The sequence below is a fragment of the Nonomuraea deserti genome (assembly GCF_004348685.1).
GTDB lineage: Bacteria > Actinomycetota > Actinomycetes > Streptosporangiales > Streptosporangiaceae > Nonomuraea > Nonomuraea deserti.
This window is the reverse complement of the sequence record NZ_SMKO01000012.1, coordinates 60,039-85,919: the sequence shown is the minus strand read 5'-3', so window position 1 is coordinate 85,919 and position 25,881 is coordinate 60,039. Positions and strand designations below refer to the sequence as shown.

At 70.6% G+C, this 25,881-nt stretch carries 25 protein-coding genes and 1 pseudogene; 18 read left to right on the top strand and 8 right to left on the bottom strand.

Annotation, left to right across the window (positions count from 1 at the left end; all coding sequences use genetic code 11):
- Positions 1-11 precede the first annotated feature (11 nt).
- Both E1292_RS07850 and E1292_RS07845 read left to right on the top strand, forming a co-directional pair.
- On the top strand, positions 12-344 hold the full coding sequence (locus tag E1292_RS07850) for a hypothetical protein (protein WP_132593515.1): 333 nt from the start codon (positions 12-14) through the stop codon (positions 342-344).
- Between the two features lie 84 nt (positions 345-428).
- Positions 429-647 carry an Atu4866 domain-containing protein gene (locus tag E1292_RS07845; RefSeq protein ID WP_132593513.1) on the top strand — a complete coding sequence of 73 codons (219 nt, stop codon included), beginning with the start codon at positions 429-431 and terminating at the stop codon, positions 645-647.
- Positions 648-661: 14 nt separating this feature from the next.
- Here the strand turns inward: E1292_RS07845 and E1292_RS07840 are convergent, their stop codons facing one another.
- Positions 662-1,210, bottom strand: a complete 549-nt coding sequence (locus E1292_RS07840; RefSeq protein ID WP_132593511.1) for a GNAT family N-acetyltransferase — start codon at positions 1,208-1,210, stop codon at positions 662-664.
- A 114-nt stretch (positions 1,211-1,324) separates the two neighbouring features.
- On the opposite strand from E1292_RS07840, the gene E1292_RS07835 reads away from it, so the two are divergent.
- Both E1292_RS07835 and E1292_RS07830 read left to right on the top strand, forming a co-directional pair.
- Positions 1,325-2,260: an acyltransferase domain-containing protein gene (locus E1292_RS07835; RefSeq protein WP_132593510.1), complete on the top strand. Its 936-nt coding sequence runs from the start codon at positions 1,325-1,327 to the stop codon at positions 2,258-2,260.
- 279 nt (positions 2,261-2,539) lie between these two features.
- Entirely contained in the window at positions 2,540-3,562 is a 1,023-nt protein-coding gene (locus E1292_RS07830; protein ID WP_132593579.1) for a TerC family protein, read from the top strand.
- 98 nt (positions 3,563-3,660) lie between these two features.
- On the opposite strand, the gene E1292_RS07825 is transcribed toward E1292_RS07830, so the two are convergent.
- On the bottom strand, positions 3,661-4,245 hold the full coding sequence (locus E1292_RS07825; protein WP_132593508.1) for a dihydrofolate reductase family protein: 585 nt from the start codon (positions 4,243-4,245) through the stop codon (positions 3,661-3,663).
- A gap of 256 nt (positions 4,246-4,501) precedes the next feature.
- On the opposite strand from E1292_RS07825, the gene E1292_RS07820 reads away from it, so the two are divergent.
- The 3 genes from E1292_RS07820 (at position 4,502) to E1292_RS07810 (ending at position 7,758) form a co-directional block, all read left to right on the top strand.
- Positions 4,502-5,152, top strand: a complete 651-nt coding sequence (locus E1292_RS07820) for a TetR/AcrR family transcriptional regulator (RefSeq protein ID WP_220446723.1) — start codon at positions 4,502-4,504, stop codon at positions 5,150-5,152.
- A gap of 66 nt (positions 5,153-5,218) precedes the next feature.
- Positions 5,219-6,151, top strand: coding sequence for an ABC transporter ATP-binding protein (locus tag E1292_RS07815; RefSeq protein ID WP_246089987.1), 933 nt, complete (start codon positions 5,219-5,221; stop codon positions 6,149-6,151).
- Complete coding sequence (locus E1292_RS07810; protein WP_132593502.1) at positions 6,148-7,758, top strand: ABC transporter permease; 1,611 nt, start codon at positions 6,148-6,150, stop codon at positions 7,756-7,758. The genes E1292_RS07815 and E1292_RS07810 overlap by 4 nt, the downstream gene beginning before the upstream one ends.
- Before the next feature lie 104 nt (positions 7,759-7,862).
- Here E1292_RS07810 and E1292_RS07805 read toward each other — a convergent pair.
- The 4 genes and pseudogenes from E1292_RS07805 to E1292_RS07790 all read right to left on the bottom strand — a co-directional run.
- A pseudogene (locus tag E1292_RS07805) lies at positions 7,863-8,165 on the bottom strand (site-2 protease family protein); the annotation flags it as partial.
- 168 nt (positions 8,166-8,333) lie between these two features.
- Positions 8,334-9,224, bottom strand: a complete 891-nt coding sequence (locus tag E1292_RS07800; RefSeq protein WP_132593500.1) for a hypothetical protein — start codon at positions 9,222-9,224, stop codon at positions 8,334-8,336.
- Positions 9,221-9,502 (bottom strand): hypothetical protein, encoded by a 282-nt coding sequence (locus E1292_RS07795; RefSeq protein WP_132593498.1) that lies wholly within the window; start codon positions 9,500-9,502, stop codon positions 9,221-9,223. Before E1292_RS07795 ends, E1292_RS07800 begins: the two co-directional genes overlap by 4 nt.
- The gene (locus E1292_RS07790) at positions 9,499-9,774 is read right to left on the bottom strand and encodes a hypothetical protein (RefSeq protein WP_132593496.1); all 276 of its coding nucleotides are present in this window, start codon (positions 9,772-9,774) and stop codon (positions 9,499-9,501) included. Before E1292_RS07790 ends, E1292_RS07795 begins: the two co-directional genes overlap by 4 nt.
- Positions 9,775-10,055: 281 nt before the next feature.
- Between E1292_RS07790 and E1292_RS07785 the strand changes: the two genes are divergently transcribed.
- Together E1292_RS07785 and E1292_RS07780 are read left to right on the top strand one after the other, a co-directional pair.
- Positions 10,056-10,673: a hypothetical protein gene (locus E1292_RS07785; RefSeq protein WP_132593494.1), complete on the top strand. Its 618-nt coding sequence runs from the start codon at positions 10,056-10,058 to the stop codon at positions 10,671-10,673.
- A 152-nt stretch (positions 10,674-10,825) separates the two neighbouring features.
- The gene (locus E1292_RS07780) at positions 10,826-11,452 is read left to right on the top strand and encodes a hypothetical protein (RefSeq protein WP_132593492.1); all 627 of its coding nucleotides are present in this window, start codon (positions 10,826-10,828) and stop codon (positions 11,450-11,452) included.
- A 149-nt stretch (positions 11,453-11,601) separates the two neighbouring features.
- Here the strand turns inward: E1292_RS07780 and E1292_RS07775 are convergent, their stop codons facing one another.
- On the bottom strand, positions 11,602-12,189 hold the full coding sequence (locus E1292_RS07775; RefSeq protein WP_132593490.1) for a class I SAM-dependent methyltransferase: 588 nt from the start codon (positions 12,187-12,189) through the stop codon (positions 11,602-11,604).
- A 45-nt stretch (positions 12,190-12,234) separates the two neighbouring features.
- On the opposite strand from E1292_RS07775, the gene E1292_RS07770 reads away from it, so the two are divergent.
- The 4 genes from E1292_RS07770 to E1292_RS52205 all read left to right on the top strand — a co-directional run bounded on the left by E1292_RS07770 (position 12,235) and on the right by E1292_RS52205 (position 16,042).
- Positions 12,235-12,690: a MerR family transcriptional regulator gene (locus E1292_RS07770; protein ID WP_132593488.1), complete on the top strand. Its 456-nt coding sequence runs from the start codon at positions 12,235-12,237 to the stop codon at positions 12,688-12,690.
- Positions 12,691-13,037: 347 nt separating this feature from the next.
- Complete coding sequence (locus tag E1292_RS50945) at positions 13,038-13,202, top strand: hypothetical protein (RefSeq protein ID WP_165974434.1); 165 nt, start codon at positions 13,038-13,040, stop codon at positions 13,200-13,202.
- Positions 13,203-13,415: 213 nt separating this feature from the next.
- A complete protein-coding gene (locus tag E1292_RS07765; RefSeq protein WP_132593486.1) occupies positions 13,416-15,593 on the top strand; it encodes a PQQ-binding-like beta-propeller repeat protein in 2,178 nt (725 codons plus the stop codon).
- A 290-nt stretch (positions 15,594-15,883) separates the two neighbouring features.
- Entirely contained in the window at positions 15,884-16,042 is a 159-nt protein-coding gene (locus tag E1292_RS52205; RefSeq protein ID WP_181958200.1) for a hypothetical protein, read from the top strand.
- Positions 16,043-16,319: 277 nt separating this feature from the next.
- Here the strand turns inward: E1292_RS52205 and E1292_RS07755 are convergent, their stop codons facing one another.
- Positions 16,320-17,873: an extracellular catalytic domain type 1 short-chain-length polyhydroxyalkanoate depolymerase gene (locus E1292_RS07755; RefSeq protein ID WP_132593484.1), complete on the bottom strand. Its 1,554-nt coding sequence runs from the start codon at positions 17,871-17,873 to the stop codon at positions 16,320-16,322.
- A gap of 244 nt (positions 17,874-18,117) precedes the next feature.
- On the opposite strand from E1292_RS07755, the gene E1292_RS07750 reads away from it, so the two are divergent.
- From E1292_RS07750 to E1292_RS07730, 5 genes are all read left to right on the top strand, one after another.
- Positions 18,118-18,588: a MarR family winged helix-turn-helix transcriptional regulator gene (locus tag E1292_RS07750; RefSeq protein WP_246089986.1), complete on the top strand. Its 471-nt coding sequence runs from the start codon at positions 18,118-18,120 to the stop codon at positions 18,586-18,588.
- 91 nt (positions 18,589-18,679) lie between these two features.
- Positions 18,680-19,612, top strand: a complete 933-nt coding sequence (locus E1292_RS07745; protein ID WP_132593482.1) for an ABC transporter ATP-binding protein — start codon at positions 18,680-18,682, stop codon at positions 19,610-19,612.
- A gap of 20 nt (positions 19,613-19,632) precedes the next feature.
- A complete protein-coding gene (locus tag E1292_RS07740; protein ID WP_246089985.1) occupies positions 19,633-20,385 on the top strand; it encodes an ABC transporter ATP-binding protein in 753 nt (250 codons plus the stop codon).
- A gap of 58 nt (positions 20,386-20,443) precedes the next feature.
- Complete coding sequence (locus E1292_RS07735; protein WP_132593480.1) at positions 20,444-23,569, top strand: FtsX-like permease family protein; 3,126 nt, start codon at positions 20,444-20,446, stop codon at positions 23,567-23,569.
- Positions 23,569-25,680, top strand: a complete 2,112-nt coding sequence (locus E1292_RS07730; RefSeq protein ID WP_132593478.1) for an FtsX-like permease family protein — start codon at positions 23,569-23,571, stop codon at positions 25,678-25,680. The genes E1292_RS07735 and E1292_RS07730 overlap by 1 nt, the downstream gene beginning before the upstream one ends.
- The last annotated feature ends 201 nt before the right edge of the window (positions 25,681-25,881 follow it).

Here is a 25,881-nt window from a genome sequence, read left to right as displayed (position 1 = left end):
GGGTGGGGCTCATGAGCGACGCGCCCACCGTGGTCACCTCAGCGCTGAAGGACGGCCGCCGCTGGTGGATCGCGGCGGCGGCCGCGTTGGCCGTCGGCCTCGCGATCCTTTCTGTACGCCCGCATCCGCCCGGCGCCCCCGCAGCCGGAACGGCCTCACGAGGAGCACAGCCGCTGGTGGTGGACACCGCGTTGCGCGCCCGCCCCGAGGAGCGGCGCGGCGTCTACGACCTGACCCCGGGCAACCCGGCGACCTTCGCCGTCACACGGGAGCGCGTGAGCGAGTCCCGGATCAGGCAGATGCTGGTCCCCCAGCCGTACGACCTGCTCGCCGTCGTCGTGTAAGGACATGTCGAGGCGTGGCAGGGCGAACCCACCCGCCCCGCCGGAACCCCCGCCCGGGGGCTCCGGAGATGGCACGGAGCCTGGGTGGACGAGTCGCGGGAGCTGACACAGCACCTGCTTCCCGAAGGCAGGTACACCGAGACACGCCACGGCCGGACCGATGCCTACACAGGCAGATACTGGGTCCACGACGACCGCATCACCTACCTCGACGACACCGGCTTCTGGGCCTTCGGAGAGCTGATCGACGGAGTGCTCCACCACGCCGGGTTCGTCATGCGCAGGCGACCGACCCCCGGTTGACCCCCGGGCTGTCGTCAGGGCCGGTGATGAGGCAGGTTCGTGGCGAAGATCCAGTCCAAGCCGTCCTCGCCGGCGGTGTCGAGGTGTTCGGCTCGCGCCAGGCCGGCGCGTACGGCCACCCGTTGGGAGGCGATGTTGGCGGGCCGGACGCGGGCGATGAGCGGCAGATCGGGCACGCGTACGGACACCCATCCGACCACTGCCCCGGCGGCCTCACCCGCCAGCCCTTGACCCCACGATGAGGCCTCGAACCGGTAGAAGAGGTTGAGCACCCTCATGCCGTTCAGGTCCATGGCCTTGGTGCCGCAGAAACCCAGCTGCCGGTCCGAGCCGCGGCGCCGCACCACCCAGTACCCGAAACCCCAGCGCTGCCAGTGGTCGTTCCAGCGCTGGAAGAGCTGCCGGGCCTCCTCACGCCGGGACAGGGCGTCGGAGGGGTTGTGCAGGCAGGTGGCAGGGTCGTTGTGGATGCTGAAGATCGCGTCGATGTCCTCCGGCGCGGGACACCGCAGCGACAGCCGCGCCGTCAGAAGCTCCTCGCCGGCCCTGCTCTGCTCGTCCACACGGCGATGGTAGACGCACCCCCGGGAGGGCTCCCCGCGGCGGGGGACAGCCTGCCTGACCTTACGCACTTCTTGCCGCGGCGCGGACGGACGATCCGTCGTAGGTTGGATCACATGCTCGTACTTCCCTCGAACGCGGAAGCGGCGCGGTTGCTGGAGCGGATGGGTGCATTGCCTGCCGATCGGGACGGAGCGCTGGCGGCGCGGCCCGACCCCGAGAACCACCCGGAGCTGTGGCGGCACCTGGAACGGTGCCACCAGGACGTGACGTCGCACATGGGTTCAGGGCTTCCGGCCGGCGGCTATCGCGGCTTCCCGGCGTTTCCGGCCGGTGCCGGCCCGGTGGCGCTCCATCTCTACGTCTGGCTCTATCTCGCCGTCCTGCCGGAGACGCTGCGCTACCACGCCGGGCGCGGCATCGACCGCCGGACGTCATGGGAGACGTTGTCGGCCCTCGGGCCCATGATGGCCGAACACCGCTCCGTGCACGGGGTCAGTGGAGTCGGAGGATTCGAGCAGTGGTGTCCGCCGCTGAAGTTCCGCGGGGCCGAGTACCGGCTCGGCCGGTTGGAGTACGACCGGGGCCGGGGCGAACGCCCCGACGGCACGACAGGATTCCTGCTGAACCTGCACATCCCGCCCGGTGCGCCGCTGTCCCCGGCTTCCTGCGACGCATCGCTCGCCCAGGCCCAGAAGTTCTTCGGCCGCCATTTCCCCGACGAGCCGGTCTCGCACGTCGTCTGTCACTCCTGGTTACTCGACCCGCAGCTCACCGGATATCTCGCGGAACGGTCGAACATCGTGCGATTTCTCCGCCGCTTCGACCTACGGCCGCTGACGCCCGGCGATGAGGATCTCGCGGACGGTTCCATGCTGGAATACGTCTTCGGCCGGCCGAGCCGGACGGGGCCGGTCACCGGGAGCCAACTCGCGGAGCTACCGCAAGACACTTCCCTGCGCAGGGCGTACGTGGCCCACCTCCGATCCGGGCGGAACTGGCAGGCACGTACCGGCTGGATCGCCCTCCCGGCGAGCCCGGAACACGCATGACCCGCGCCAGGTGGCGTACGGCCGCGTCCGGCACCTGTCGGCTCACTCACCGGGGGTCGGGGGACCACCGCCTGCGCTGAAACGTGCGGGGGGATGTTGGCCTACTGCATCCGGTATGTATGATCGCAGGCGAAGTGGAGGGGAGTACTCCTTCGCGGCCACGTCGTCATCACGGACCCTCCCAGGGACCCGGCGCGGTCGGTCCGCGACGCCGCGGGCGGAGAAGACCTCCGACGGACGTGCCAACGCCAAGTCGGAGGAGCTCTCATGCCCCCACCCATGCCCGTGCCCGCCTGGCTGTGGGCGGCCACCATCGCCGCCCTGCTCGGACTCATCCTCCTCGACCTGATCATCGTCAACAGGAGACCCCACAAGGTCACGATCGCCGAGTCGGCGCGGTGGATCGCCTTCTACATCGGCTGTGCCGTCGCTTTCGGCGCAGCAGTGTGGATCTTCGGTGGCGATGAACAAGCGGCCTCCTACATCACCGGCTACATCACCGAGTACACGCTCAGCGTCGACAACCTGTTCATCTTCATGCTCATCATGGCGAACTTCGCCGTGCCCGCGATCTACCAGCACCGCGTGCTGCTCATCGGGATCGTGATGGCGCTGGTCATGCGCGGAATCTTCATCGGCGTGGGCGCGCAGGCCGTACAGCGTTTCAGCTGGGTGTTCTGGATCTTCGGCGGCATCCTCATCTACACCGCGTGGAAATTCGCCTTCAACAACAACGACGACGACGAGTACGACCCCAACGGCGGCGTCGTACGGCTGGTGCGCCGGCTGTTCCCGGTCACCGACGCCTACCACGGCTCGCGGCTGACCGTCCGGCAGGACGGCCGCCGCCTGCTGACCCCGATGTTCATCGTCATCATCGCCATCGGTGGTGCGGACCTGGTGTTCGCGGTCGACTCCATCCCCGCGATCTTCGGCATAACCCAGGACGCCTACCTGGTCTTCGCGGCCAACGCGTTCGCGCTGATGGGGCTGAGACAGCTGTACTTCCTGCTCGGCGGACTGGTGGAGAAACTCGTCTACCTCACCTACGGGCTGGCGGTCATCCTGGGCTTCATCGGCGTGAAACTCGTCCTGCACGCCCTGCACGAGAACGAGCTGCCGTTCGTCAACGGCGGCGAGCACGTCACCTGGGCCCCTGAGATCAACAATTGGACCTCGTTGGCCGTCATCGTCACCGTGCTCACCGTCACGACGGTGGCCAGCCTGCTCAAGTCCAGGCGCGACACCCGCCAGGCCGCCGAGCCGTCCGTGTCCGAGCCCGCCGACCCCGCTCGCAACTGACAGGGGGGCAGGTTCGCCGACCGGCGGCGAGCCTGCCCCGCACCTCGGAAACGCCGGCCGGCGCCCACGCCGGCGTGCCGCCCGTCCATCGGGCGGGCTCAGGCATGCAGGCTGGGCCGGTAGACGAGCTCCTGGATGCGGCCGTCGAGCGTCCGGCTCCCGATCAGCTCGAGGTCGAAGTCGGCCGCACCCTGGAAGACGGGGTCCGCCCCGGTCCGACCGGTGATCACCGGGAAGACCGTCACCTGGACGCGGTCGACCAGGCCGGCGGCCATCAGCGCCCGGTTCATCGACAGGCTGCCGTGCGAGCGCAACGGCACCTCGGACTCCTCCTTGAGCCGGGCGACGACGTCGACGGCGTCACCGCTCACGAGGGTCGCGTCCGGCCAGTCGAGTGGTCCTTCGAGTGTCGTCGACACCACCGTTGTCGGCAGGTTCCTCATCCGGGTGTTCACCGGATCGCTCACCCGGGACTCGTCGGTGATCGGGCCCAGCACCTGCACGAATTGCCGAAAGGTGTGGGCCCCGAGGACCATCCGCTGCTCCTCGCTGTACAGGGCGAGCCGGCGGTCGAGGAACTCGGGGCCTTGCTTGCCCCAGTAACCGCCCCAGTCGCCGCTGCTGTTGTAGGAGCCGTAGCCGTCGAGGCTGCAGAAGACGTCGAAGGTGTAGGTGGCGGTCATGCTGCTCTCCCGGAGTGCGGTTGATCGGGTGTGTGTGTGGATACAGACGGGGAACCTCGGCGAAACTCATCGCCCGCCGGATTGCCGGAGTCCGACCGGCGGGGTTCTCGGCGCAGGCCGCAACGTGTAGATCCTGATCCATCGAGCGGGGAACAGGCGAGGCCAGTAGCCGGTAATCATGCGGGCATTCGCTGCCGGACCAGGGCCGTCGCCGGTCCCTTGCCATCGGGATGAACACACGTTTACTATGGTGAACGTGTGTTCAGCCCCTTCGGCGGATCTGACGGCTCAGGCCAGGATCCGCAACGCCGCCATCACCCACTTCGCCCGCGACGGCTTCCAGAAGACCAACCTGCGCGCCGTCGCGGCCACCGCAGGGGTGAGCGCCGCCCTGGTCATCCGCCACTTCGGCAGCAAGGACGATCTGCGCGCCGTCTGTGACGACCACGTCCTGCAGATACTCGTGCGGAGGACCCGAACTGTCGCCGACCTGGCCGGCGTGCACCTACTGACTCGCGAATACCTGTCGGACTCGGAGGAATACCGCCTGCACGTGCAGTACATGGTGCGCGCGATCGAGGAGGACACGCCCGCGGCCACCACATTCGTCAACACGCTGGTCGAGGAGACCGAGCAGCTCTTCCGAGCCGGGATGGCCAACGGATCGATGCGCCCTTCCTCCGACGTGCGGGCGATGGCCGTGGTCAGCGTGCTGCTCAGCCTCGCCACACTGACCATGGCGCCACCCCTGACGCGGGCGCTCGGCTACGAGCGGATGGGGCCCGACGTGCTGCAGCGCATCGGGCTGCCCATGTTGGAGCTCTACACCCACGGCATGTACGCGGACGACACGATGCTCAAGGCCGCCGAGACCGTCCGGGAGACCCGGCGCGGAGATGACCTTTAGCCCTTCCCCTGACGCCTCCCTCCTCGGTGAGGGCGGCAAGTTCATTCCCAACGAAGGACACCGATGATGACGGAGACCGATGCCATCACCATGGCGGGACTGGTCAAGTCGTTCGGCCCGACCCAGGCGCTGAACGGCCTCGACCTCGTCGTACGAGTCGGCGAGGTGCACGGATTCCTCGGGCCCAACGGCGCCGGCAAGAGCACCACGATCCGGATCCTGCTGGGCCTGATGCGCCCTGACGCGGGCACCGCCCGGCTGCTCGGCGGCGACCCCTGGACACAGACCGGCGAACTGCACCGTCGCCTGGCCTACGTGCCGGGCGACGTCACCCTGTGGCCCAACCTGTCCGGGGGCGAGGCCATCGACCTGCTCGGCCGGCTACGCGGCGGCCTGAACCGGCGACGGCGGGACGAGCTGATCGAGCGCTTCGACCTCGATCCGCGCAGGAAGGGCCGCACCTACTCCAAAGGCAACCGGCAGAAGGTGGCCCTGGTCGCCGCGCTGGCCTCCGACGCCGAACTGCTCATCCTCGACGAGCCCACCTCCGGCCTGGATCCGTTGATGGAGGAGGTCTTCCGCCAGACGGTCCAGGAGGTGCAGCGCGCGGGCGGCCGTACGGTGCTGCTGTCCAGCCACATCCTCTCCGAGGTCGAGGCGCTCTGCGACCGGGTCACGATCATCCGCGACGGCCGTACCGTGGAGTCCGGCACCATGGCCCAACTGCGCCACCTCACCCGCACCTCCATCGACGCCGAGCTGGCCGGGCCGGCGGACGGCCTGGCCGGCCTGCCGGGCGTGCACGGTCTGCGCGGCGAGGGCGGCCGGGTCCGGTTCAGCGTCGACGCCGCCGCGCTGGACGCGGCGTTGCGCCAGCTCACCGCGGCGGGTGTGCGGAGCCTGGTGAGCCGGCCTCCGACGCTGGAGGAGCTGTTCCTGCGGCATTACGACCGCGCGTCCGCGAGCGCCGGGGGCAGGCACGCGGAGGCGGCACGATGAACGCGTTCACCGGCACCGGCAAGCTCATCCGCCTGGTCCTGCGGCGCGATCGTGTGCTGCTGCCGCTGTGGGTCGCCTTCCTCTGCGTGGTCCCGGTGGTGTTCGTCAGCGCGTTCACCGGCGCGTACCCGACTGACGAGGCCCGTCAGCACTACTACGAGACCAGCGTCCACACCAGGGCCTTCACCGTCGCCTACGGCCTGCTGAACGGCTCCAGCCTCGGAGAGCTCGTCGCCTGGCGGTCGGGGTTCCTCACATTCATGGTCGGGCTGCTCGCGCTGCTCACGGTCATCCGGCACACGCGTACGGAGGAGGAGGCAGGGCGGCGCGAGTTGGTCGGAGCCACCGCGGTGTCGCGCCACGCCGACCTGGCCGCCGCCCTGATCGTCACCTGCGGGGCCTGCCTCGTCCTGGGCCTGGCGTCGGCGCTGGCGCTGATCGGCCAGGGCCTGCCGGCCGCGGGTTCGCTGGCGCTCGGGCTCGGGTTCACGGCCACTGGATGGGTGTTCGCGGCGATCGGCTCCGTGACCGCGCAGCTCACGACCGGTGCGGGCGGCGCACGCGCGATCGGGGTCACCGTGCTCGGCATCGCGATCATCCTGCGCGGCGCAGGCGACATCGCCGCGCAGGTCGGCGACGGGCCCGCTTGGGCGTCCTGGCTGACGCCGCTCGGCTGGGCCGAGGCGCTACGGCCCTACAGCGGCGAACGCTGGTGGGTTCTCGCGCTCGCGGCCGCCGTCGTCGCCGCGCTCAGCGCGCTGGCGGTGGCGCTGTCGGCGCGCCGCGACCTCGGCAGCGGCATGTTCCAGGCCCGCCTGGGCCCGGCCGGCGCCGGGCCTCGGCTGAGCAGCCCGCTGGCGCTGGCCTGGCGGCTGCACCGCGGCCCGATGATCAGCAGAGTCGTGGGGCTCGCCCTGGTGGGGCTCGTGGTCGGCGCGATGGCGGCGAGCCTTGGCACGCTGATGGACAACAGCGGAGCCGCGGCGCGCCAGGCACTCGCCCGGCTCGGCGGGCCGGGGACGCTCGTCGACCAGTTCCTCACTCCCATGATGGTCATGCTCGGCCTCATCTGTGCCTGCTTCGCGATCCAGGCCACCCTGCTGCTCAGGAACGAGGAGCGCGACGGCCGGGCCGAAGCCCTGCTGGCCACCCCGGTGAACCGGCTGCGCTGGGCGGGCAGCCACTTCGTGTTCACGCTGCTCGGCCCGGCACTCGGGGTGGTGGCCTTCGGAGCCGCCGCCGGTCTGGCGCACGGCCTCAACACCGGCGCGGTCGCCCGCGAACTGCCCCGGCTGCTGTCCGCCGCGCTCGTGCAGCTACCCGCGGTGTGGCTGTTCACCGGGATCGCCTTCGCCCTGTTCGGGCTGCTGCCCCGGCTGGTCGCCGGTGCGTTCGCCGCGGCCGTGGTGAGCATGTTGTTCGGCTGGGTCGGCGGGGAACTCCAGCTCGACCAGTGGGTTGTCGACCTGTCGGTCTTCGAGCACGTGCCGAAGCTGCTCGGCGGGGACATGGCGATCACGCCGCTCCTCATCATGACCGCCGCCGCGGCGGCCCTTGTCGCGATCGGCCTGGCCGGATTCGGACGACGCGACATGCCGACTCCCTGAACCCCGCGTACCGCAGCGACGACGAACTCCTCGCGCTGCCCTGCCCGGCCGCCGAGCGGTGATCCGGCAGCGCCGGGCGCCGGGCCGGTGCTCGCACTCGCGGTGCTCCTGGCCTTGCCGGGGTCTTCACCGGGGCGAGGGGGCAACATGCCCATCATGCGGATGTAGCCGCCGAGCGGGATCCACTTGATGCCGTACTCGGTCTCGCCCTTCCGCCGCGACCAGGCCGTCGACCCGAAGCCGACCATGTACTGGGTCACCCGCACACCGAAGATCTTGGCGGGCACCAGGTGGCCGAGCTCGTGCAGCGCGATGGAGAACATCAGCCCGAGGAGGAAAAGGGTGATCCCCACGACGTATGGCGAGTTTGTCTGGGCGCGCTCCCCGGCAGGCGACAAGGACGACATCAAGGACGGAACGGAAGGTCAGGCGGCCCCAGGGTAGTGGTGCCGGCTGGTCGATCGGTGGCGTCGCCGGTGCCGACGGGCAGCTTCTTCGTCCACATGAAGGAGAGCTCGACCAGAGAAAGACCAACATGCGGAATACAGGAGTGCGATGGCCCGCAGCTCACCTGGCTAGATTCCGAGGACCATGCGAACGACGTCGCGGTCCTTCTCCTTCTCGGCATGGGAGAGCAGTTCGTAGGGGCGGCGCTGCTCTTCGGTGGCCCAGTCCCGGTTGCGGACGAGCCACTTGTCGTGCACCACCGAGCTCGCCTCCTCCATGAACCGCTCGCTCCTGACGTCCACGCCGCTCGCCCGCGCCTCGTCGACGAGCTGCACCCCGATGCGCGCCGATTCCTGGTTCTCGCGCTTCCAGTCGGCCGGCAGGTCGCGATAGCGCGTGTTGGCGATGTCGACCTGGTCGGTGTCGTGCTTCTTGATCCAGGCCGGGTCGGTGGTGGTCTTCACCCTCGGCTCGTACGTGCCGTCGGGCAGCTTGCGCGGAGCGCGCCACGCGTCGTGGAAACGCCCGGCGACCTTGTCGACCCTGCGGTTGGTCAGGGTCGTGGACATGCCGCGCATCAGCGCCCCGAGGCGGGCGGTGATCTCGCGGAGCCTGGCAGAGAGCCTGGCGGCGATGGATCTCAGCCGGGGCAGCAGGTGGGGCGCGTACGCGACGGCCGCCACGGCGAGGGCGGCCAGCCCGGCCAGCAGGCCGCCGACCCAGACCAGCGTTTCCCTGGTGACTCGCAACGTGCCGGCCACGCTGGAGAGGCGGTCGGCGAGGTCTCCCGCGGTTAGGGCGATGCCGTCGCGGCCGGTCACGTGGTCGTCCACCGCGTCGGCGGCCGGTCCGCTGTTCGCCCCGGCCAGCCGGTGGGCGCGCCTGCTCTCCGCGGCGAGCTTCCGGTGGTGGGCGGCCGCCGCGTCCAGATCGGCGATGTGCCTGTCGACGACGTCCAGGTCGGGCAGCGGCGGGACGCCGAGCAGCGCCAGCCCGCCCGCCCATGCCTGTTCCGTCACACTTGCCACCCCCGCGAGTTGGCGAGTTCTGTGCCCCTGTTGATGGCGGCCATGGCGACCTGTCCCGTTCCGGCCTGGTCGAGCGAGCTGGACAACCCTTCGCAAGCGGCGCGAAGGCCGGCGGTGACCTCGTGGTAGCCGGCCGCGAACTCCTCGTACGGCAGCGGACTCTCCCCCCGGCACCACCCGCCGCCATGCCCGGAGTACTCGTCGGCCAGCGCGCCGAACGCCCGGCCCGCGGAGTCGCGCCCGCCGGCGTCGATGGTGATCTCGGTCATTCCGTGTATCTCCTGAGAGAGTCGTCAAGCCTGCTGTTCACGTAATCGAAATCCTTGTCCGCCTGGGCCTCCAGCTCGTCCAGCCGCTGGAGCACCACGTCGAGGCCGGGGGAGTCACGGGGCGGCTGCTCGTGCTCACGCTGCGCGGCGCGTACGGCCTCGACGACGTGCCCGGCCAGCTCCGCCGAATAGAGCCGCATGGCCCGCGGGTCGATGCGGACCGCCGCCAGCAGCCCGTCCTCCCCCACCTCCGCCGTCACCGGCTCGTCCACCTGCACCTCCGGAGGTCGCGATCTTCGGGAGTCTAGGCACCCGCCCTGCAACTGTCGAGCGCGCACGGAACGCCACGCCCGTCTTCGATAGCCGATGCACTGGACCGCGTGGTGGGGGCTGGTCGGAGCCTGCGATGACGAACTGCCGCGGCGGCCGCCCGCAGCGGCTTCGATCGGATCCGCCCAGGGAGCGCCGGCCGACACGAGCGGACGCAGGGCACCGGCGGCACGTACAGCGGAGGGAAAGCCACCATAAAGCGTGCCCGGCTATTGTCCGGTGCATGCGCTCAGGGCCGGACACGCGGATTCTTTTCCCCACCCGGAAGGCCGCCGGGGCTGAGTTGATGATCTACCTCGGTTGGACGCTGCCGTGGCTCCCGCTCGGAATCGTCTCATTGGGCGAGAGATTTGAGCTCTGGTACGTGAGGGACGCCGTTTTCATGGTGCTGGACGAGGCCGGCCGGCACCTTCCCCTACCCGGCTTTGCGCAAGGGGGATGGCTCGCCGTCATGATCTATCTGATGGCGCTTTCCCTGGCCATCGGGCTCATGTGGAGAATCCTGTTCCGGCTTCGTGCCGCCACATGGTTACAAGGGACCGTACTGACGATCCGCGAATGGCGCACCCGCCGATGTGATCTCGCCGACGCCGACGTCTCCATCGCCTCCATCCCCTTCAGGGGACTCGTAGGACTGCGTCTCTTCCACCTGCTCGCCCGGGACCGGAGGACGGGCGAGCAGCTCAGGCTGACGGTCCGGGGATCGGATGGGCCGCTCTCTCATGAGACGCTTCTGGCGCTTGCGGACGCCGTCGATGCCGATGACGATGCCGCCCGGAGCACCGCGGCCAAGCTGCGCGACCTCGCGAAGGATTCGACGAACCGCATGCCCGAAGCCTGACCGGACGGCCGGTGGCGGTTCGTACACACCGTCGGGCAGCAGGGGGTGCCGAGGCATACCTACCAGCCGGGCCAGCGCATCGTGGCCGTGACCCTCGACGCGCACTCTTCGCGTCGTTCCTGCACAGTCGGCTCGCCACACGGAACCCTGTGGTGGCGCTCGAAGACGCGGTGTGGGTGGTCGCATCAACCGCGGGAATCAATCCGCTTTCCGGCCTGACGGGCGAATCCTGGCTGTATCCCGGGTTCCGGGATGCTTCCGGATGCGTACGGCGCAGCCGCCTTGGCGCTGGGCTCTCCTGGAAACAGGCAGGAAACAGTTCGAGGTCTAAACAGGTCGCTGCAAGAACATCGGCTCCCTCGAAGGAAAGCGAAATGCGATACCGATTCACCTCACTGGCGGCTGCCGTAGCCGTTGCTGGATCCGTGATCGCCTGCTCACCGGCGGTGGCGTCAGCGCAAGCCGGCGCGGGTGTTCAGGCCGCCTCGTCCGAGCGGTGCAAAACTCTCAAGAACGGAATCGTCTGCATCGCGCTGATGCAAAACCCTCAGCGCATCAGAGTCACCTACAAGAAGACGGGCGGGTCGCCCGTCACCGCGCGGGTCGGATATGGCCCCAATTCGAACTCCATCAGGTGGGATTCCACGTGGTACACCGTGTTCGCGGGGGAGGGCATAAGCAGGACCTGGAACGTCAGCTATCCGTGTAGCAGCACGTTCATCGGGGCACTCGGGATCAACGACGGAAGGACGTACGAAACCGCAGGGGCGAACTGCTGAGATTCCGCGGGGTTCGGCGGGCATGCTTGTTCGGTGGTTCGGTCAACGCGGTACGCTCGCCGGGCCGCTGTGGTGGTTCAGCGTTCCCCTTGTCGCATGTCGACGGCTTCGTCCGTTCTGTCGTCGCCTGGTTGGGGGAGCGCGGCTAGTTAGCCGGGGCAGCGCTTCTCGAGCACGGTCAGATTCTCGAGTTCGTGGCGCTGCGTCGGCCGGCCCAAGGCGTGAGCGATGCGCGCCAGCTTCTCCTCAGGGAGGGCGTTTCTCCTGGCGATCGGTGAGCGTCCGCCTGCGCTGTGCCAGGCGATGAGCAGCCTGCCGCCCGGCCGGGCCACCCGGCGCAGCTCGCGAACGCCCGCTTCCAGGTCGGGCCACATCGCTACGTTGTTGACCGAGACCACGACGTCGAAGCCGCCGTCGGGCAGCCCCGTGTCCGCTGCGGTGCCGAGCCGCAGTTCGACGTCGCGCCCACGGTTGTGCCGGGCCGCCTGGCGCAGCATGTCGGGTGAAGGGTCGATGCCGCAGACCCGTCTCGCCTCAATGCCCCGCAACAGGCCGCCCGGCCCGCACCCGACTTCCAGAACGCTGTTCTGTTTCCCGATGAGTGCCACGATTTCGCGTGGATCGTTGAGCCACAACATGAGCCGCCCTGCCAAACGCCCGAGCACTCCTTGAGGCAGGGCGAACGAGGAGCGGATCGGCTCGTCGAACGCCCAGGACCGGATCTCCTTGGTGGCCATGCACCCACGTTCGCGGTTCAAGCCGGGTTGAAGTCAAATGGACGCATGGAGCTCATATCCATCGGTGAGGCCGCCCGTCGCCTCCACCTCAACACGTCGGCTCTGCGGTACTACGAGGAACGGGGTCTGGTACGGCCAGCGACCCGCCACGCCGGCAAACGAATGTACGGTCGGACCGAACTTCGCCGCATTGTACTGGTCTCCCTGATGCAGCGGCTCGGAGTCCGGCTCGACACCGCCGCCGCCGTCATGGACGAATCGGGCGAGCAGTGGCGATCAGTGGTACGTGGCCAGATCGACGACCTGAACGCACTGATCGAGCGAGCCCAGGGGGCCCGGAAGTTCCTCTCAGCAGCGCTGACCTGCCCCGCTGATCATCCCACGAGCGAGTGCCCGCACCTGGTCGGCGTCCTGGACCGCCTGTTCACCGGGGGAACGTTCGAAGAGCTCGCCGAACAGCACTCGGGCGATCAGGATCCCCCCAACACGGGGTGTCGGTAACGAAGCTGTCATGAGGTACACGCGATGGCATTCGCCCAAGTCAGAGAGGCTTGGGAGACAGAACGGGCGGGCATTCTGTCGGGTCTGCCTGCTCGGCTTCGGAGCTGTCGCCAGGGTGCACGCGATCGCGTGTACCTGATGCCACGAGTCTTAACGACACCCCATCTTCCTCGGCACCGTCACCCTGGCCGCCCTGATCATCTGGCTCCGACCTGATCCAAGAAACAGCTCTCAACCCTGTTTTCGCACGTCGGGTTGTGTGCGGGTCCTCGGGTTCTGCTTCCGGTCACGGATCCGGGAGTTGGTGGATGCGGCCTGCCCGGTGCGGGATGTCGCGAAGCTGACGCATGGGCGGCGCCAGTAGCGTGTCCAGCCGCTGCCTGCGTCCGCGGCTCACCGGGCTGGGGCCCGCTGAGGGACCCGAGGCCCTGCCGACGATGGTGTACGGCGCCCACCGGCGCCCGGGCGACCGCAGGCGATACGTCGCGCCCATCCTCATCTCGATGGGCTGACCGCACACGCCAACCGGTAGACAAGCGGCCGCTTGGGCCGCTCCGGGCAGAAGGCCGGATCCAATGCCGGGGACCACTTCCGGCGCCGCGCGAGCCGCGTTCCTCCGCCAGTTGTTGACTTTTTACGGTCTGGCCCGTTATCTCATATGAAGCCGATACGGGCCCGAAGGAAGCAGTTCCACTCATGACCGTAATCTCCCAGGAGTGCAACCCATGCGTGTCCTCTCCGCCCTGCTGTCCACTCTCTTAGCCGCCTCCCCAGTCCAAGGAACCGTGACCGACTTCGGCGTCCAGTCGACCGCGCTCACCGTGTTCGAGGGGTACTTCGGCACCGGCCAGGACGGGGGGCCGGCCGTTTTCAGCGTTCAGATGGGTACACCAGGGGTCGTCGCCGAAGTCGATCCGGTGACCCGCGAATTGAGGGACACCGTGGAGTTGCCCGGCTCGTCCGGCGGGTGGGGCATCACCCAGGCCGCCGACGGGACCGTCTATGCCGGGACCTACCCCAACGGCCACCTGTACTCCTTCAAGCCGGGCCAGGAGCAGGCCACCGACCTGGGGCAGGTCGTGCCGGGGGAGTTGTACGCCTACGGGCTGCAGGCCGGTGAGGACGGCAAGGTCTACGGAGGGACGTATCCGGGGGCCAAGGCGTTCTCGTACACCCCGGGTGAAGGGTTCCGCGACCTCGGAGTGATGGTCGAGGGCCAGCAGTACACGCCGGACGTCGCGGTCGACACCGACCGGCAACTGCTGTGGGCGGCGGTCGGCTCGGCGGGGCATCTGATCCGGCTGGACCTGGCCACCGGGGAGAAGCGGGACATCTGGCCCGAGGCGCTGCGCGGCGATCCGAGCTATCCGTACGACCTGAACCTGGTGGCGGGCAAGCTGTTCGTCAAGCGAAGCAAGGGGCAGGCGCTCGTGCTCGACCCCGACTCGGGGGAGGTGCTGGCCGACGGGTTCACGATGAACTCGCGCGGCACGACCAAGGTCGCCGAGGGCGGCTACGTCTACTTCACCTCGGGCACCGAGCTGTGGCGCTACGACCTGGCCGCCGACCGGCCGGAAGCGGTGCCGGGGGTGGCCTCGGGCGGTGCCGGGGTCGGCTGGGGCTTCGTCGACGGCACGCTTTATGCGGCGATCGGCAACTACGGCGGCGACGCGTTCTCCTACGACCCGCGCACCGGAGCGTCCCAGCGGTTCAAGCTGCCGTTCCCGTACCAGCCCATCGACATCAACAATGTCACTGCCGGGCCGGACGGTCGGATCTACACGAACCTCTACATCAACGGCAACGTCGCGGTCCTCGACCCGGCCACCGGCAAGGTGACCCAGCTCGGCCGGGCCGCGCAGACCGACGGGTGGTTCTGGAAGGACGGCAAGCTCTACCTGGGCACCTATCCCAACGGCGCGATCATGCACTACGACCCGGCCCAGCCGTTCGTCACGGGCACGAACCCGCGTGAGCTGTTCCGCCTGATCGGCGACGGCCAGAACCGGCCCGTGGCGTTCGCCGCCGCCGGGAGCAAGGTCTACATCGGCAGCACCCCCGACTACGGCCTCTGGGGCGGCGCGCTCACCGTCTACGACGAGACTTCAGGCGAGCACACGGTACGGCGCGCCCCCGTCGCCGACCAGGGCGTCACCTCGCTGGCCGTACTCGGAAACACGCTGTGGGGCGGCACGTCGATCTATGGCGGCGGCGGCACCACGCCCAAGGCGACGGACGCCAAGGTGTTCACCTACGACCTGGCCTCGGGCGAGAAGCGATCGGAGCACACGCCGGTGCCCGGCGCGAAGTCGATCACCGCGCTGGTCAAGGGCTCCGACGGGCTGCTCTGGGGCCTCGCCGACGGCACGGTGTTCATCATGGACCCGGCCACGGCCCGCGTGGTCAAGCGGATCAAGCTCCCCGCCGGGTACACCGGTGTCTCGGACGAGCTGCACGTCAACCCCGACGAGCATGTCTACGCCTCCCTCGACGGGAAGGTGTTCCGCATCGACCCGCTGTCGAAGACGTTCACGACCGCCGTCGAGTCCGGCCTCTACCGGGGCGCGCAGGACGGCTCGGGCGACATCTGGTTCCGCAGCGGCACCAAGGACGCCCTCGGCTCCGTACAGGGCGGCGCCCGCCTGCTCCGCTACACCCCTCCGGCGGACGCCTGCAAGGGCTCCGACCTGACCCCGATGGTCACCGTCAAGGGCCGCGACACCGGGGTGGCGAACCGCTACCGCCCCGACGGCTGCACGATCGAGGACCTCATCGAGGACGAGAAGTACACCGGGCCCCAGCTCATCGCCCACGTCGCCAGGAAGTCCGCCGAACTGGTGGCCGCCCGCCTCATCACCAAGGAGGAGGCCGGCCGGATCGTCGGCGCCGCGGCCAAGCCCTGACACGGGAGGATTCACCGAAGGCATGGCGTTCACGGCCTACGCGGGTGGGTGAGTCGTGACGCCGCCTTCACCCCCTTCGTCCTGCTCGCCGAGATGGTGCCGAACCCGATCCCGGCGCGAGCTCCCGCCAAGGTCAAGCCGTACGACGGCCGGGCATGCGGGCTCTGCGCGGGGAACGCCGCAACATGTCGCTACCGGGCTTGTCGCGCGGAGCGCGCCAGAGAACCAGCCGACTAGACAGAAGGCGGATGGTCGAGGAGTGCTACTCCGTACTGCGCCAGGAGGTCGGCGTGCTCTTCGTCGGCGCGCGCGTCAGCGGGGCCGATCGCCTTGAAGTAGCCCTCGACGGCTCCGGGGGCGCGTCGGCGCGCGGCATGTTCAGACGTGCGACGGTGACCGCTCCATTCGTCTCGTCGGTCGACACGACCTGCTCGACCCCGGTGTTGTAGTAGCGGAAGGCCGGACCGTCGCCGGGGTTCCGCACGAGAGCGATGCTCCACTACAAGGCGGGGTGTGGTGGCCGGCAGAGCTCCCGCGAACCGGATCCCCGGGACCGCCGCGCACGACTCGTCGCGCTAGCTCCCCGAGGCCGGAGTTCCGGCGCAAGGTAATGGACCTGCTCGGAGCAGGCCGCGCGGCCGGGTCTTCCGCCGGTGCGGATCTTTTGATCACGGCCCGGTCCCACCTGTCCATGACGGGGCCGTGATCAGTGCAGCGCGCTGATGGTCAGGCGCAGGTGTAGCCGGACGGCAGGGCGGTGTTGCCGTTGGGCCTGCTCGCCTGGAAGCCGAAGCTGGTGGTGCTGGCTCCCGGCGCGAGCGTGCCGTTGTGGCTGACGCTTCTGACCGTGGCGGTCTGGCCGCTGGTGGTGACGGTGGCGTTCCACGAGCCGGTCAGGGTGTGCCCGGCCGGCAGGGTGAAGGTGACGGTCCAGCTGTTGATCGTCGAGGTGCTGGTGTTGGTGATGGTCAGCGGCTGGATCACATACCCGTTCCCCCACTGGGACTGCACGGTCGGGGTGGCCGAGCAGGCACCGGTCGTGCCTCCCTCAGTGGTGATCTGCACGGTGTCGGAGACCGGTGAGACGTTACCGGCGGCATCGCGCGCCCGGACCTGGTAGCGGTAGGTGGTGTTCGCGGTCAGGCCAGTGTCGCTGAACGAGGTCGTGGCCGAGGTGCCGACCTGGGTGAACGTGTCGCCCGTCGCGCCGGGAGCGCGCAGGATCTGATAGCCGGTCACACCGGTGTCGTCGGTGGAGGCCGTCCAGGCCAGGCTGGTGCCGGTTGCGGTGGTGCCCGAGGCGGTGAGCCCGGCCGGGGCGGTCGGCGGCGTGGTGTCGGTCTGGCTGGTGGTCAAGCCGAAGAACTGGATGGCGTAGAGGGCCATACCGCCCTGCGGAAGAGCATGCCCGGCGCCCTGGATGCTGTACGCCTCCACCTGCACGGTGCCGGACGGATTGGCGTACCGGCTGCGGTTCCAGTTCGCCTGCGGGGTGTCGGTGCTGGTCGGGGTCTGGCTCAGCCCGAACACATCGGTCCACTGCTCGATCGACTCTCGCAGCAGCGAGTAGGGCACGAGGGTGTCGCCGGTGCCGTGCCACAGCTGCATGCGCGGGCGGGGGCCGGAATATCCCGGGTACGCCTGGCGGACCGCATCGCCCCACTGCTGGTGTGTCCGGTCCATGCTCCCGCCGGTGCACCTGCTGCTTCCTGGCGGATAGTCGGAGGCGCCGGCGAAGCAGTTGAAGGGCACACCCATGAAGGAGGCCCCTGCCTTGAACACGTCCGGATGGACGGCGAGCATGTGCTGGGTCATCATGCCGCCGGACGAGCTTCCGGTGGCGTAGACCCGGTCCGGGTCTCCCTGGTGGGTCCGCTCGACGTAGCCGATCATTGAAAGGATCGAGTCCGGATCGCTGCCGCCGCCGCGCTGCTTGGCCGCGTCCGACCAGGTGTCGAAGCAGTTGCCGAACCCTGCCGACTGGGTCGCGGTCGGGTAGATGACGATGAAGCCGTATCGATCCGCCAGCGAGGCGAACTCACTGCCCTGGTAGAAGCCGGGACCGGAGCCGCCGCAGCCGTGCATCGCGACCACGATCGCCGGCGAGGTCGGGTGCGAGTCCGGCACATAGACGTGCATCCGCATGTTGCCCGGGTTGTTGCCGAAGCTGGTCACCTCCACCAGGCTGGCGGCGACGGCCGGCGATCCGAGTGCCACGGTCATGACGGCTAAGAGCGCCGTGGCGCAGGCACTGGCCAGCACCCGTATCCATCGGGTCATTCGCGCTCCTCCTCTCCAGATCTGCGGCGCGCCGTGGTTCGGTCCGCCGCGTATTGACACCGGTCGCTGGAAAATAGAAGGGCCACAATCCACCGTCAATGCACGCGTGGTGCGCAGGTCCACCGGTTCACCTGGCAGGGAGCCGTTTTCCCTGGTTATCAAGCAGCTTGTTATCAAGGTCCTTGATAAGGGGGTGAAAGTTACATCTGGGCCCGTTCTGACCAGGGCGCGATATCGTCTCCTGGTGACCGATCCGGGTGTCCCCGCGGCCGCTGTGCCGGACGCACCGCCGCCCCATGTGAGCTACCTGGTGTTCCGGCTGGAACGCCGCATCCGCGCCTGCCTGGATGAAGCGCTCGCCCGGCACGGCATGACGACCACCGAATACATGGCGCTCAGCGAGCTGCGCCTGCGCGACGCCCCATCCTCGGCCGACCTGGCCCGCATCGCCTTCGTTACCCCGCAGGCGATGAACCTGGTCATCCGCGATCTCGAACAACGCGGCCTGATCCGCCGCGACCCGCATCCCCGTGGCGGCCGCGCTCTGCGCACCCGCCTCACCCCGAAAGGCCTGAGCACCCTCCGGCGATGCGACCGCTCCCTCGACAGCATCGAAGCCGTCATGCTCGCCGAGATCGACGACCCCGACCGCACGACACTCGCGGAAACGCTCACACTGTGCGCCCGAGCCCTCCACTACGCGAGCGCACGGTGAGATCCGCGGTGTGATGAAAGGGTCTTGGGCCCGATTTGCGAGGACGATAGAGTCTGGCCCTGAAGCAGAGCCGTGCCGGGCGGAGGAGCGGATGTCCATCACGCCCTTATCCCTGCCGCAGCCTCCTGCCAAGGCGCCGGAGTTCGGACGAGACGCGCTGATCGTGTGCGAGAGCCTGGTGCGGATCTACCAGTCCGGGTCGGTCGAGGTGCAGGCACTGCAAGGGCTGGACCTGGTCGTGGACAGCGGGGAGATGGTGGCCGTCGTCGGCGCGTCCGGGTCGGGGAAGTCGACGTTGTTGTCCATCCTGGCCGGGGTCGACGCTCCCACCGCCGGGCGCGTGCGGGTCGATCGGTGGAATCTGCTGGACATGTCGCGAGCCGATCGTGTCCGGTATCGGCGGCACACCGTGGGATTCGTACGCCAGCAGACGGCCGCCAACCTCATCCCGTACCTGACCGCACGGCAGATGGTCGACCTGCCGATGACAGCGGCCCGCACTCCCGGCCGGGTCCGCCGCAGGCGTGCTGCCGAGCTGCTGGACCTGCTCGGCGTCGCCGACTGCGCCGAGCGGCGGCCCGCGCAGCTGTCCGGCGGGCAGCAGATGCGGGTGGCCATCGCGGTGGCCCTCGCCAATGAGCCCAGGGTGCTGCTGGCCGACGAGCCGACCGGGGAACTGGACAGCGCCACGTCGGCCGCGGTGTTCGGGCTGTTGCGGGAGATCAACCGGCGGCTGGGCGTCACCGTCGTCATCGTGACCCACGATCCCGGGGTCAGCGGGCAGGTGGAGCGGACGGTGGCGATCCGAGACGGGCGCACGAGCAGCGAGGTGTTGCGGCGCACCGCCACCGGAGATGACGGCGCCCAGCGGGTGATCGCCGAGGAGTACGCGGTGATGGACCGGGCGGGGCGGATTCAGGTGCCGCGCGACTACCGGGAGGCGCTGGCGTTGACGCGGCGGGTCCGGCTGGTGCTGGAGGCCGATCACGTCGCCATCCGCCCCGACGGCGGCGCGGCCGGATGAACGGCGGCCCCCTGGTCAGCGTGCGTGGCGTTCATCGCCGGTTCGGCAGCGGGGCTACCGCCGTGCACGCGTTGCGGGACGTGACGTTCGAACTCGCGGCCGGCACCATGACCGCCCTCGTCGGGCGGTCCGGCTCCGGCAAGACCACGCTGCTCAACATCATCGGTGGCCTGGACCGCCCGGACTCCGGTACGGTCCTCGTCGACGGAACGGACGTCACCGCCCTCGATGAGGACGGCCTGTCCCTGCTCCGGCGGGAGAAGGTCTCGTACGTCTTCCAGACCTTCGGCCTGATCCCGGTGTTGTCGGCCGCGGAGAACGTGGGCGCCCCGCTGCGGCTGGCCCGCGTACCGCCGGTGGAGCGTGAGCGGCGGGTCGCGCTGCTGCTGGACCTGGTCGGACTGGCCGCCCATGCCGAGCAGCTACCCGCTGAGCTGTCCGGCGGGCAGCAGCAGCGGGTGGCGATCGCCCGCGCGCTGGCCGCCTCACCCCGGCTGCTGATCGCGGACGAGCCGACCGGGCAGCTGGACGCCGAGACCGGTCTGTCGGTGATGGCACTGCTGCGCGGGGTGGTGGAGTCCGAGGGGGTGACGGCGTTCGTCTCCACGCATGATCCGACGATGCTCGCGCTGGCGGATCGGGTGATCCGCATCAACGACGGGCAGCTCCACGAGCATCCCGGCTTACGGTCGGACAGGCAGCTCGACGAGCATCCCGGCATGCGCTCTGATGGGCGGCTCGACGGGGGCTCCCACGGCCGGGACGATTCGTGATCAGCGAGAGTCGTCCGTGCTGAGGCTGGTCGCCCGGCGAGCCCGTGCGCAATGGCCGTTGCTGGCAGCCCTCCTGGCCGTCGCCGTGGTCGGCCCCACGCTCCTGGGCACCTGCGCCCTCCTGCTCACCCGTACCGCCGAGCAGGCGCTGGAGACCGCCGCCTCTCGCGCCACCTCCGACCAGATCGACGTCACCGCCTACACCGTGACCATTCGCGACGAGCACGCGAGATCCGTCGCCGACGACACCCGCGCCGTGCTGACCTCGGCCCTCGCCCCGTTCGCGACGACGACGGCCGCGCGCGCGTCGTCCGTGATGCGGTCGCTGCCCAGCGCCGGTGTTCCGGCTGTGGCGTACCTGTCGGGGGTGGAGGACCTGCCGGCCCGCACCCAAGTGGCCGCCGGACGCCTGCCGCGGGCGGGTGCCGTGCCGGCGGAGGCGGTGGTCCTGGAAAGCACCGCGCGGCAGCTCGGCCTGACCGTCGGCAGGCGGGTCCGCCTCGGCAGAGAGCTCGCCGACGATCCCGACCAGGGCGTCGAGGTGAGCGTGGTCGGGGTCGTACGGCCGCTGCCGGGCACCGGCTGGGATCGTGACCCCCTCGCCGCCGCCGGGTACGATCCGGCCTACCACGACGGCCGCTCCGCACAGCCGGTTCACGCGTATGGGCCGTTCATCGTCGACCTCGCCGACCTGCTCGGCGGCGGCTCCACCCTCGACCGGCTGGAGATCGGCGCCCACCCCGACCTGTCCGCCCCCGCCGCCCGCGATCTCGACACCGTCACCCTGGCCGTGCTCGGCGCCGACCGCCGGCTGGGGCAGACGCTCGGCGACCGGGTACGGATCCAGCGCGTCGCCTCCCGGCTGCCCTCGACCCTGCTGGCCGCCCACGAACAGCAGCGGGTCACCACGGCGGCCGTGCTCGCCGTCGCCGCCATCGGACTCGTCCTGACCGCGACCGCCCTCGCCCTCGCCGGCCGGCTCAGCGCCGGTGTGCGCAACGACGAGGCCGCCCTGCTGTCCGCGCTGGGCGTCGGCCGCGGTCAACTCGCCGGCGCCGCGCTCGTCGAGGCCGGCGCGCTCGCCGTGCTCGCCGGCGCGGTCGCGATCCCGGCCTCGTCCGCCCTGCACGCCGGGCTGACCCGGCTGCCGCTCATGGCCGGGGCCGGGCTCGCCACGCCTTCAGGCGTGAACGCCGTACAGGTGCTGTCCGTCGCCGGCGGCGCGCTGGCGCTGGCGGCGGTGCTCGTCGTGCCCTCGCTGCGGACCTCCTCCGGAGGTTTACGCGGGCGGCGGGAGCTGCTCGCCCGATCCGGCGCCGACCTGCTGCTCGTGGCGCTCGCCGCCGTCGGCTGGTGGCAGTTGCGCGACCAGCCGGCAGGTTCGGGGTCGCCCATCGACGCCGTACGGGTGCTCGCTCCCGCGCTGCTGCTCATCGCCGGATCCGCGGTGGCGTTGCGCCTGGTGTGGCCAGCGTTGCGCCTCGTGGAACTGCTGGCCGGCCGGGCGCGCGGGCTGATGGTTCCGCTGGCCGCGTTCGAGGCCGCCCGCAGGCCACAGGCGGTCGCGGCGGGGCTGCTGATCGGGCTGGGCTGCGCGGCGGCCACGTACGGGATCGGGTTCGACGCCACGTGGCAGCGCTCCCAGCAGGACCAGGCCGATGTGTCCGTCGGCACCGATCTCGCGCTCACCCTCACCGCCCCGCCCGGCGCCGGGCAGGGCAATGTGGTCGGCGCGGCCATCGGGGGAGAGGTGAGCCCGGCCACCGATCGTGGCATCGCGGTCGGGCAGTGGCTCGGCGGCGCCGGTGACCCGCCGCGGCTGATCGCCGTGGACACCACTCGTGCCGAGGCGCTGCTGCGCGGGCGGCTGAACGGCGGTCGCACCTGGAGCGCCGTGGGCGCCGGCCTCGCGCCGCCGACGCGCGCCGCCGGCGTTCCCGTCCCGGCCGGAGCCGCGCTCTCCCTGACCGGGAAGGCGACCGGTACGACGCCGCTCACCGTGACGCCCCGGCTGCTGCTCCAGGACGCGACGGGTCTGCGTACTCCGTGCACCGGTGAGCCCATTCCGCTCGACGGCGAAGCGCATCCGCTGCCGGACTGCGCGACGGCCGAAGGGCTCCAGCTGGTGGCGGTGTCCCTTCCGTTCGCGATCGCGACGGGGAACGTGGGCACCGGCCACTCCGATCCCCTGGCGGAACCCCCTGCGGGGGACAGCCGCGTCGCCGTGACGCTCACCGTGACGGGAACAGGTTCCGCAGCGTCGCCCTGGACCGCCACCTCAGCCGGGCCGGCCCCCGGGCAGCTCGGCAATCCGGCCGTCGCCCTGACCAGCACCTCCGCGGGCACCGAGCTGAGGATGACCACGACCGTCGCGTTGAAGGGCCGGCCGGACGCCGCCAGGAACCTGGTCGCCACCGCTTTCCCGGCCCCGGGCCCGGTGCCCGTCGCCGTCTCCGCCCGCTTCGCCGACGAGGTGGGCGCCCGGCGCGGCTCCCGGCTCGACCTCACCGTCGGCCTCACCCCCGTACAGGTCAGCGTGGCCGAGGTGCTGCCGGCCGTGCCGTCCGCTCCGGGCGCCGCGGCCGTCCTGGCCGACTTCGACGCCCTCTCCCGTGCCCTCGCCGTCAGCGGCGACTTCGACGTGCCCGTGGACGCGTGGTGGGTCGGCCATCCCGCCACAGGCGATGCGGCCGATCTCCGACTCGGCAGCGTCACCACGCGCGCGTCCGAGACCGCCCGGCTCACCGGCGGCCCGCTGCAGGCCGGGCTGCCGGCCGTGCTCCGGCTGCTCGTACCGGCCGCGGTGCTGCTGATGATCGCCGGGGTCGTCCTGCACGTGACGTTCGATCTGCGGGCCCGCGCGGTCGAGGTTGCGCGCCTGCGGGGTCTCGGGATGACCCGGCGCGAGATCCGTACCGTGCTGCTCGGCCAGCACGTCGGCATCCTGCTGCCGCTGCTCGCGGCGGGTGCGGTCATCGGCGCGCTGGCCACCCGCGTCGTCGCGCCGCTGCTCGTCCGCTCCGACACCGGCGCCGCTCCCGTTCCCGAGGTCGTGCCCGTCTGGCCGTGGGCCGCCGAGGCCGCCCTGCTCACCGGGCTGCTGGCGGGGTGCGCGCTGGCGGTGAGCGCGGTGGTCGTCGTCCAGGCCCGGCTCGCCGATGCCGCGTATCTGCGGGTGGCGTGATGAGGATCCCGGCACCGCACTGGCCCAGCGTCGTCGGCCGCGCCCGCACGGACGCCGGGCCGTTGCTCCTGGCCGCCGTCGTGGTGGCGGTCGTCACGTTGCTCGCCGGCGCGATACCGCCGTTGTTGTCCGCGACGGCCGACACCGCCGTACGGGACGCGGTACGCAGGGACGGCGGCGACCTCCAGGTCCACGCCCGCATGGAGGACGACGGCGGGCCGAACGGCAGCCGCGTCCGGCACCCCCGCCTCGCCGAGGACGTCGACGACTTCCGAGCCAGGGCGACGGACGAACTCGGCCCCGGCCTGCGCGCCGCCCTGCATCCACCCGTCGCCACCGTCACCAGCCCCACCCTCAAGATCACCGATGGCAGCGTGCTGCGCACGTTCCAGCTCGCCTATGTGGCCCGCGACGGCGGGCCCGGCGTGACCTGGATCGCGGGCGGCCCGCCCCGGCCCACCGGCTCCGAGACGGCGTCGATTCCCTACGGCGCGCCGCCGTGGCCGGTGCAGGTGGGCCTGTCGGAGGCGGACGCCGCCGCTCTCCAGGTCCGGCCCGGTGCGGACATCCCACTGGCCGACGATCAGGGAAATGACAAGAAGGTCCAGGTCAGCGGCATCTTCCGGCCTCGGGACAGCGCCGATCCCGCCTGGCGGCTCATCCCTTCGCTGCTGAGTCCCGTCGCCGGCGCGGACGGCACGGGAAGCACCCGGTTCGCCGGGCTGCTGTCCCGCGAGTCGCTGCCCGACGCCCGGCTCGCCTTCAGGCAGGACGAGTTGCGGCGTACCGCCTGGTTCACGCCCGACCCGGTCCGGCTCAGCTGGGACGCGGTCCCGTCGGTCGCCGCGAGGGTGGTCGCGCTCAAGGCGGCCTCCGGCTCCTCCGGCGCCCGGGACGGCTCGTTGAAGTGGGAGACCAGGCTCGACGGGGTGTTGCGGAACGTGAGCTCCCAGGTCGACGCCGCGTCCGCGCAGGCGTCCGTCCTGCTCATCACCCTGCTCGCCGTCGCGGTCCTGGTCCTGCTGCTCGCCGCCGACCTGCTGGTACACCGCCGCGCCCTCGCCCTGGCAGCCGCCCGGCAGAGAGGGATGTCGCTACCGGTGATCGGTGGCGAGTTGCTGCTCGAATCCGCCGTGATGGCGCTGCTGGCCACGGCGGCCGGGCTCGGCCTGGCCCGGGCCGTCGCGCCGGGGGTCTCCTGGGAGTGGACGGCTCCCGTGGTGGTCACCGCCGTCGCCGCCGGACCGGCGTTCGGCACGCTCACCGCCGCCCGCGCCACCCGGGATCGCCGCGTCCCGGCCAACAGGAGTGCCCGGCGGTGGGTGCGTAACACCGTACGACTGCGGCGGGCCGCTCTTGAGGCCGGGGTGCTGGTGGCCGCGTCCGGCGCCCTCGTCGCTTTGTACCAGCGGGGGATCGGTGGCGGGGTGCTGCCCGCGAGCGCGCCCGCCCTCTGCGCGCTCGCGGGTGCGCTCATGCTGGCGCGGGCGCTGCCCCTCGGGACGCGCTTCGTGCTCAAGCGGCTTCTGCGCTCGCGCCGGCCGCTGGCGGTGTTCGGGGCCGCAAGGGCGGCGGCGGCCTCGGCCCGGCTGCTGCCGCTGGTGGTGCTCGTGACCTCCGTGGCCTTGGCCTCGTACGCGCTCACCTTTGGTGCCGCTGTCGGCCACGGGACCGCGGATGGGCCGCTGGCCTCGGGACTGCTGCGGTTGGCGTGGGTCTCGGCGGTAACCCTGCCGGTTCTGGGCCTGCTGGGACTCGCTCTCGGCTCGGCGGCCGGCGCGCCGGAGCGATGGCGGACCCTGACCCGGCTGCGCACCCTCGGGCTGCGGCCCCGGGAGGCTCGCTGGGTCGCCGCGGGAGAACTGCTGCCGCCGGTGGTGGTCGCCGTTGTGGGCGGTCCGCTGCTCGGGGTGCTGCTCGCCCGCCTGACGTTCGGCTCGCTCGCCCTGGCCCTGCTCACCGGCGCCGATCCGGCCCTGGCGTCGCCGTGGTGGGGGCTCGGCCTGGTGGCGGTCGCGTTTCTGGCGGCGGTCGCCGTCGTGGTGCCCGTCGAATCGGCGCTACGCCGCCGACGACGGCTGAGCGAGGTGCTCCGCGCGGGCGCCAGCTGAGCCGGCCGGCTGCCGCGCCGCGGGCCTGGCCTGGAACGCCTTCAGTACCCGCACTCGGGGTCAGCCATTCCGGCGGACAGGGGCTCGCCTCGACGTGTCACCGAACTCTTCGGCGCCGTTTTCGGTCACGAGCAGGCTGGCCACGGCGCGCGCTCCCTGGCTCGGCTGACTCGTGGTCGGCCCGTGGTAGCGTAATTGCAT